At 62.2% G+C, this 7538-nt stretch carries 7 protein-coding genes; 5 read left to right on the forward strand and 2 right to left on the reverse strand.

The features are described 5' to 3' along the window. The 3 genes from L995_RS05155 to L995_RS05165 all read left to right on the forward strand — a co-directional run. A partial coding sequence (locus L995_RS05155; protein ID WP_047469806.1) for a nitric oxide reductase activation protein NorD occupies positions 1–1621 on the forward strand: 1621 nt, incomplete at its 5' end. Between the two features lie 81 nt (positions 1622–1702). Further along, complete coding sequence (locus L995_RS05160) at positions 1703–2851, forward strand: transporter substrate-binding domain-containing protein (protein ID WP_047469809.1); 1149 nt, start codon at positions 1703–1705, stop codon at positions 2849–2851. Positions 2852–2853: 2 nt separating this feature from the next. Then, positions 2854–3543 (forward strand): ANTAR domain-containing response regulator, encoded by a 690-nt coding sequence (locus L995_RS05165; protein ID WP_047469812.1) that lies wholly within the window; start codon positions 2854–2856, stop codon positions 3541–3543. 212 nt (positions 3544–3755) lie between these two features. On the opposite strand, the gene L995_RS05170 is transcribed toward L995_RS05165, so the two are convergent. Continuing rightward, positions 3756–4895: a hypothetical protein gene (locus tag L995_RS05170; protein ID WP_231574356.1), complete on the reverse strand. Its 1140-nt coding sequence runs from the start codon at positions 4893–4895 to the stop codon at positions 3756–3758. 199 nt (positions 4896–5094) lie between these two features. Beyond that, complete coding sequence (locus L995_RS05175) at positions 5095–5439, reverse strand: hypothetical protein (protein WP_047469815.1); 345 nt, start codon at positions 5437–5439, stop codon at positions 5095–5097. Positions 5440–5815: 376 nt separating this feature from the next. Between L995_RS05175 and L995_RS34860 the strand changes: the two genes are divergently transcribed. Next, positions 5816–6079, forward strand: coding sequence for a SprB repeat-containing protein (locus L995_RS34860; protein ID WP_082001486.1), 264 nt, complete (start codon positions 5816–5818; stop codon positions 6077–6079). 25 nt (positions 6080–6104) lie between these two features. Then, complete coding sequence (locus L995_RS05180) at positions 6105–7439, forward strand: IPTL-CTERM sorting domain-containing protein (RefSeq protein WP_231574357.1); 1335 nt, start codon at positions 6105–6107, stop codon at positions 7437–7439. The last annotated feature ends 99 nt before the right edge of the window (positions 7440–7538 follow it).

Raw genomic sequence — 7538 nt, forward strand, 5'->3', positions numbered from 1 at the left:
GGCCAGTGCCCCGGCGCCGGGCCAGGCCCACGCCCTGCCGCCGCGCGCCGTGCTGATCAGCCAGCCTGCCCGGCTGCTGATTCCCGCCAACTTGCCCATTCAGGCACACCTGCACGCAGCGACGATGGCCCATGCCGCAGCCCACCTGCGCTTTTCGCCCGCCCGCCAGTACAGCAGCGCCCTCAAGCCCATGGGCCAGGCCGTGGTGGGCGCACTGGAAGATGCGCGCGTGGAGCGGCTGCTGTGCCTGCAGCACCCCGGCGTGCGCCGTTGGTTTGAGGCCTGCATCGCCCCCGAGCCCGACCCATCCGACCTGGGCTTTGCCGCCTTCATGGCCCGGCTGGACCGCATGCTGCTGTGGCCAGAGCGCATGGACGGCAACCACTGGATCCACAAGGCCCGTGACCTATTCGAGAACACCGCCACGCGCCATGGCCTGGAGGACTACGCCGCATTCCGGGCCATTGCCTCCATCCTGGCCAACGACCTGGGACAGATGCGCGTGCGCATGGACCCGCAGCACCATGCCGTGCCCAGCACCTACCGTGATGACAACAGCTATCTCTGGCAGCATCCGGAGTCGCCCCAGGGCGAGGAAGACACACTCGCGCTGCAGCAGTCCGCTGCGCGTGCGGCCCCTCCTCCATCGGCCGGCGCAGGACAGCAGTCCGATGCACAGGAAGGCCAGTCGCTGGACCTGGACCCAGGCCTGGAACTGTCCCGCCACAGCTATCCCGAATGGGATCGCAGGCTGGAGCGCCTGAAGACGGACTGGTGCACCGTCATCGACACCCTGCCCGCATGGCAGGCCGAGGCTTTGGCCGGGAAAGGCTCCCAGGCCGGCAGACAGACACTGCCGCCCCTGCCGCTGCCGCCCGCACGCCAGCTGGACCGGCGCCAGCGCCTGCGCCGCCAGTGGGAGGGCGATGACCTGGACTTCAATGCCGCCATCGAGGTCCAGGTGGACCGCCGCCTGAACCTGCGACCGGAACCTCGCCTTTTCATGCGTGCCGGCAAAGGCCCGCGCCCCACCAGCCTGCTGGTGCTGATGGACGCTTCCGAATCGGTCAACACGCCCGGCCCCCACGGCGCCAGATTGCTGGAGCTGGAGAAACAGGCGGCGCTCATGCTGGCCGAATCGCGCGCAGGCCACAGGACCGGCGTGGACCGCCTGGCCATCCACGCCTTCTCGTCCAACACGCGCGCCGAAGTCCGCTACCTGCGCCTGCTGGACTTCGGCCAACCCTTTGCCGCAGCAGCGGCCGCCCGGTTGCAGGCACTGCAGGGGCGCCATTCCACCCGCCTGGGCGCCGCCCTGCGCCACGCCAGCAGCCTGCTGGCTGCCGAGCCTGCTGGCCAGCGCCATCTGCTGGTGATCACCGATGGAGCACCCGCCGACATCGACGTGCATGACGACCGCTACCTGATCGAAGACGCGCGCCATGCCGTGCAGCAGGCCCGCGCCGCAGGCATACGCATCAGTTGCCTGGCCGTGGACAGCCAGGCCGACGGCTATGTGCGCCATATCTTTGGCGGGCGCAACTACGGCATTGCCGACGACGCGCGGCATCTGCCAAGGCGGCTGTCCCAGATGGGCGCAAGGCTCGCAGCAGGCCGCTGACCACGGCCACCGGCCACGCCAATCTCGATTAACCTGAAGCATGCAAAGAACGCACGCCAGCACCTGGCATACAAGGAACCCATGAACGACCCCGTCAGAGTCGGCATTCTTTACTCGGCCACCGGCACCACATCGACCATAGGCCAGTCCCAGCTGCAGGGCGCGCAGCTGGCCATCGACGAAATCAACGAGTCGGGCGGCCTGCTGGGGCGTGAACTGGTCGCCGTGCGCTACGACCCGGCCTCCACGCCGGCCCGCTATGCGGCGCTGGCCGAGCAGCTCATCGTGCGCGACGGCATCAACGTCATCTTCGGCTGCTACATGTCCAGCAGCCGCAAGGCCGTCATCCCCATCGTCGAGAAGTGGAACCGGCTGCTGTTCTATCCGACGCTCTACGAAGGCTTCGAGTTCTCGGGCAATGTCATCTACACGGGCGCCGCGCCCAACCAGAACAGCGTGCAGCTGGCCGACTACATGACCAGCAGCTTCGGCGCGCGGGTCTACCTCATCGGCTCGGACTACATCTACCCCTACGAGTCCAACCGCATCATGGGCGAGCTGGTCATGCAGCACCCCGGCAGCGACAAGCTCGGTGAACACTACCTGCCGCTGGACGCCACCGAGCGCGACTACGCGGCCATCATGCAGGACATCCGCGCAAGGCAGCCGGACTTCATCTTCTCCACCGTGGTCGGCGACTCCACGGCCAGCCTCTACCGCGCCTATGCAGAGGCGGGCTTCAACCCGCAGACCATGCCGATTGCCAGCCTCACCACCTCCGAGGCCGAGATCGCCCAGATGGGTGCCGACGTGGCGGCCGGCCACTTCACAGCCGCGCCCTACTTCCAGTCCATCGATTCACCGGCCAATGCGCGCTGCCTGGCCCGGCTGCGCCAGCGCCTGGGCGACGACTGCCGGCCCAACCTGTGCTGGGAAGCCGCCTACTTTCAGATGCACCTGTTCGCCAACGCCTTCCGCCAGGCCGGCAGCGACCGCATCGGCGATCTGCTGCCCCATCTGCTGGGCAGCGAGTTCGACGCGCCCCAGGGCCGCATCCGGCTCGATCCCGGCAACCACCACACCTGGCTGTACCCGCGCGTGGGCCGCGCCACTGCCCAAGGCGGCTTCACCATCGTGCGCCAGGCCACCCGGGCCGTCTCGCCCGACCCCTATCTGGTCACCCATTCACTGGGCGACTGGACCGCCAGCCTCGGTGCCCTGGAGAACTGAGCGTGGATGCCGAACCGAACAAGGAAACCGGCAGCGCTGCCACAGGCCGGCCGCTGCTGGAAAGAAAGCCGCTGCTGCGCGCCACCTCGCCCCAGCTCAAGGAACTGCGCCAGCTGCGCATTGCCATCGTCCACCCCGACGACGCGGACGGCCGACTGCTGGCCCAGCAGCTGCAGCGCATAGGCTGCCAGGTCCAGGCCATCTGGCCGCCCCAGCCCAGCCTGCCCGAGGGCACGGACGTGGTCTTCCTGGCCGTGCGCCCCGATCACCTGCAGTTGAACTACGCCTGGACCCAGGGCGAGGGAGAGAGCCCGCCCACCGCCATCGCCGTGGTCAACTACGAGAACCCCACCATCGTCTCCGCCGTGCTGGAGCTGCAGGTGCAAGCCATCCTGCCCTCGCCCATCCGCTCCTTCGGCCTGCTGTCCACCCTGGTGCTGGCGCGCAGAAACCACAAGGAATCACGCCAGCAGCAGCAGCGCATCGCCAAGCTCCAGGCCAAGCTGCTGGGCCAGCGCCGCGTGGCCGAAGCCAAGGCCATCCTCATGCAAACCCACCACATCAACGAAGACCAGGCCTACGACATGATCCGCGCCCAGGCCATGAGCCGGCGAAGCTCGGTGGAGGACATTGCCCAGGCCATCGTCCATGCGAGCGAAATACTGTCGCTGGGCAAGGGCGTGGGCGGGTAAATCACGCAGGACTCCTGCCGCCAGCAGCCATGGTTTGGCCCCGGGGAACCAGGGTCCTCTTTCTTTTGAACGCATGCAGCGTGTCAAGAAAAGTGCCCCCGACGCCGAGGCTGTCGGGCTCGGCACGACGTGCTGATGCCCGCTAACTGAGGCTTCACATGGTCGGTTGATAGCAGAGTGCTTTCGCCTACAAGAGAAGCCTCTCAGCAACCTTACTTTGTCGCGGCCAGTTGGCTGATTCTCTGCATTGCGTTGTAGATTTCGCCAGCCATATACGAAGAAATCTCTTCACTGCTCACGCCAGGAACGAGGGCAGCGCTTCCCTTCTCAGCGGAAGCGCTCCAATGCAGATTAAACAAAAGCTCCTTCATATCGGCAGACTCCATTACATCAGACATCAGCCCGTGAAATTCCGTAATGATCTCCATACGTTTCTCGCCATCCTTCGCCAGCTTGCAAAGCTGCTGAAACCAAGATGCTCCACGCAGGTATTCTAGGAATTCAAGTACTTCAGGTTGATATACACCCTCCTGCCCATCAACCAAGAACTCTTTCCCTGGCGCAAAAGTATCACGATAGCGGAGAAGCTCCTGTAGCTCATCAGCATTGATGTCAAAATCCAGCGCTGCCAACTTCTTGCGCGGCACTTTTAGCCAGCGCAGTTTCATTTCATGTACATCGCTCGTAATGCGCTGCGGAACCTGGCTCACACCCTTCTCATACATCTGGATATCCTGAACAAGGAGAGGACGTTTCCCGATCAGGGAGGTTTTTGCCTCCTCACAAGCCCGGATGATCCAGTAAGATTGATCCTTGTCTTTGGCACTGAAGCTCGTGGAACTCCGGGCAATGAACTGAATATTTTCCGCCATTTCCCAAGCCACCACTGCCCAATAGCGGTGATCTGTCAGCTTCTCTCGGGAAGGCGATTCGTCATGAATATACTCATTCCATGGGCCGCTGGGCACAGTTCCGATGGCGGCAACCACTGCGGTCTTTTCATGGGTTCCCAACCATCCATAGCCATGAGCCTTGCCCCCTTCGAAAACACATAGAGCGTAGTCTTTACTGCTCTCCTCTGACTCAAAGCGGACGAAGCTTCCATCTCGCACAAAAGAAGCCAGAGCCTCGAACTGTTCGGATACCTGTTTGGTTATTTTATCAACATCAATCTCATCAATTATCAGCAGAGTTTTTTGATATTTCCCATGCCAGCCAATAGCTGCCATTGCGGCATCCAACGGCATATCCTCGGCAATCCATCCCTTGTCCTGCAGAAGCTTGGAAATCTCCTTGCCTTGCTTCTTGGCAATCTTGATGTTGATTTCAGTCTGACGAAAAGCGATACCCATTGCCAATTTCCTCTGAATATTTATCGCAAGCCTTGACACAGCTTCAGGCGCACGCATGAAACCCCCTCCCAGGCGCATGCGTTCAAGTTACGAACGCAGCTTCCCGCAGACGGAATATAGCCTCAGAGCACCCTCCGGAAGTTGACGCTTTGTCCAGTCATCACCACCTGCGGATCTATTCTCAAGCTAAGCCAGCCATTCAGAAACGATCATTCCTCGGGCGCCGAGGAGTTCGAATAATGGCTCTCAGTCCTGCCGTATTTCTTGGCAGTCGCAGTGAGCGCACAAGGGCCGTGGGCCGCTCGGACGCCCTGCGTTCCGCGCAGACCTCGCTGCGTACCGCCTCCTTGCGTACCGACTGCTCGGCCTTGTCCTGGATGCGCTCCGACAGCACCCAGCTCCAGTCATCACTCTCAGCGCCTTGCGGATCGCCCCCCTGGCTGATGTCCTGCTCTGCTGCGATTTGCCTCAGGCCCTGGATGCCGGCCCTGTAGTCCAGCTCGATGCGTTCCCACTGCGGAAACTGCTTGTATTCCTTGCTCATCCCCCGAAGCTGGCAGGCTTGGGACGACCGCCGCAGGACCAGGCCGCCTAGCCGGAGTAACTACCAAGTTTCAGTGATAGACACAATATACACAAATTCATACAATTTGCAGCGCGTTTGGTCATCAAACAAAAGTTCAGCAAACAGAGCTAGAGAGATTGCGCCGATCTCCAAAGTAAGGGAACAACATGTCTTCTGGGGTTTTCCGCACATGGGTGCTAGGCGGCATCTTTGCTCTTGTCACCTACACCGGCTCTGCAAGCGCACAGCTGACCTTGTCCGCGTCCCACACCGATGCCTCTTGTAACGGGGCAAACAACGGCACGGCCACTGCCCAAATCAAACAGCTTCTACGACCGTTGGACAGCCTGAAACATTGTCAGGCACGCAGTCGCAGATCAATCCCGTTGGAGGCAACAACGGTAGCGCAACAGTTGTCGCGACAGGGGGGACTCCTGGCTACGCTTACTCATGGACCCCCTCCGGTGGCGCAGCGGCAACCGCGACAGGACTGGCTCCCGGTCAATATTCGGTGACCATCACAGACTCCAAAGCGTGCCAAACCACGCTGAGCTACACGCTTGTAGCTCCTGCCGCCTCAGTGCAATCAGTAAGCGTCCCCCCCCGACGGAACCTATAGTGCTGGACAGAACCTGCAGTTCACTGTGACCTACAGCGCTCCCGTGACCGTAACAGCTGGCGGCACGCCCTCAATTCCTTTGACGATTGGTTCAACTCTGCGGCAAGCGAACTTCGTCGGTGGCAGCAACAGCTCCGCCCTGACCTTCATATATACCGTGCAGCCAGGTGATGTTGACGCAAATGGAGTGTCGTTAGGAACCGCTATCGATCTCAACGGGAGCACGATGACGAGCGGTGGCGCCAACGTTGTGCTGAATTTGGCGAACGTAGGCGCCACGACCGGCGTACTGGTGAATGGACAGCAAAACCAGAACATCACGTTCCCAAACCCCGGCGACCAAACTTTCGGCACAACGCCAACACTGACCGCGACGGCCAGCTCCAGCCTGCCGGTGGCCTTCAGCGCAAACACAACTGCGGTGTGCACGGTCACCACGGGCGGCACGCTGACTTTTGTGAACACAGGCTCTTGCACCGTTGATGCGAACCAAAGTGGTAACGCAAGCTACCTGCCTGCATCACAGGTGTCTCAAACCTTCATGGTGAATGCAGCGGCACCCGGAGCCCCCACCATCGGCAACATCGCTGCAGACGACGGGCAGGCTACGGTAACCTTCACTGCACCTGCTTCCAATGGCGGCGCGCCCATCACAGGCTATACCGTGATCGCGACCCCCGTGGCCGTGCCCGGTGCGCCTGGCGTGATCACTCAGCAAGGAACGACATCCCCCATCGTCGTGGCTGGCCTGAGCAATGGCTTCACCTATAACTTCACGGTCGCAGCCTCCAACGGGACAACCGGTCCAGCCTCTGCAAGCACACAAGCCACGCCACGCAAACTGCAACTGGTGAGCGCGCCCGGCAGCGTGCCTGGCATGACCGGCATACCGTCTGCCACGATGTCTGGCGGCGGCACCACTTGCACGCTGCAACCTGGCGGCGGCTTCGGACCTGTGACCTCCACCCCACCGAACCTGCAAGCGCCCAGCGGACAATTCGCTTTCAGCGCCGAAAACTGCACCGGATCTGTGACGATGACTCTCACCTATCCCAGCGCTCTCCCCGAAGGCGTGCAGTTCCGCAAGCCCGATGGTGTCGGCGGCTGGTTTGACCCTGCGACCGCGCTGAACGTGATCGTGGACAGCGCGCGCACCACGGTGACCTACACCATCACGGACAACGGCCCTGGTGACACCAACCCTGCCGTGGGCGTGATCGCCGATCCGCTCGTGCCTGTGCTGGCAGCAGCCCCAGCAGGCGGCGCAGCAGCCGTTCCCACGCTCAGCGAATGGGGCGCCATCCTGATGTCTGCCCTGCTGGCAATATTCGGCCTGCGCCGCATGCGCCGCCAGCGCTGATGCAGGCCTGACCTGAAAAAGCAAGGCCCGCAATGAACTGCACCCCAAAAGTTGGACACCAGTCCAACCTATGGGGTGTTTTTCATGGCGAAGCACGAT

This window comes from Delftia sp. ZNC0008, assembly GCF_000799035.1.
Lineage (GTDB): Bacteria > Pseudomonadota > Gammaproteobacteria > Burkholderiales > Burkholderiaceae_C > Comamonas > Comamonas tsuruhatensis.

What these genes read in the sequence shown, in the direction of transcription:
- L995_RS05160 (WP_047469809.1), top strand. Translation starts at nt 1,703, where the DNA reads ATGAACGACCCCGTCAGAGTCGGCATTCTTTACTCGGCCACCGGCACC.
- L995_RS05170 (WP_231574356.1), bottom strand. Translation starts at nt 4,895, where the DNA reads ATGGGTATCGCTTTTCGTCAGACTGAAATCAACATCAAGATTGCCAAG.
- L995_RS05175 (WP_047469815.1), bottom strand. Translation starts at nt 5,439, where the DNA reads ATGAGCAAGGAATACAAGCAGTTTCCGCAGTGGGAACGCATCGAGCTG.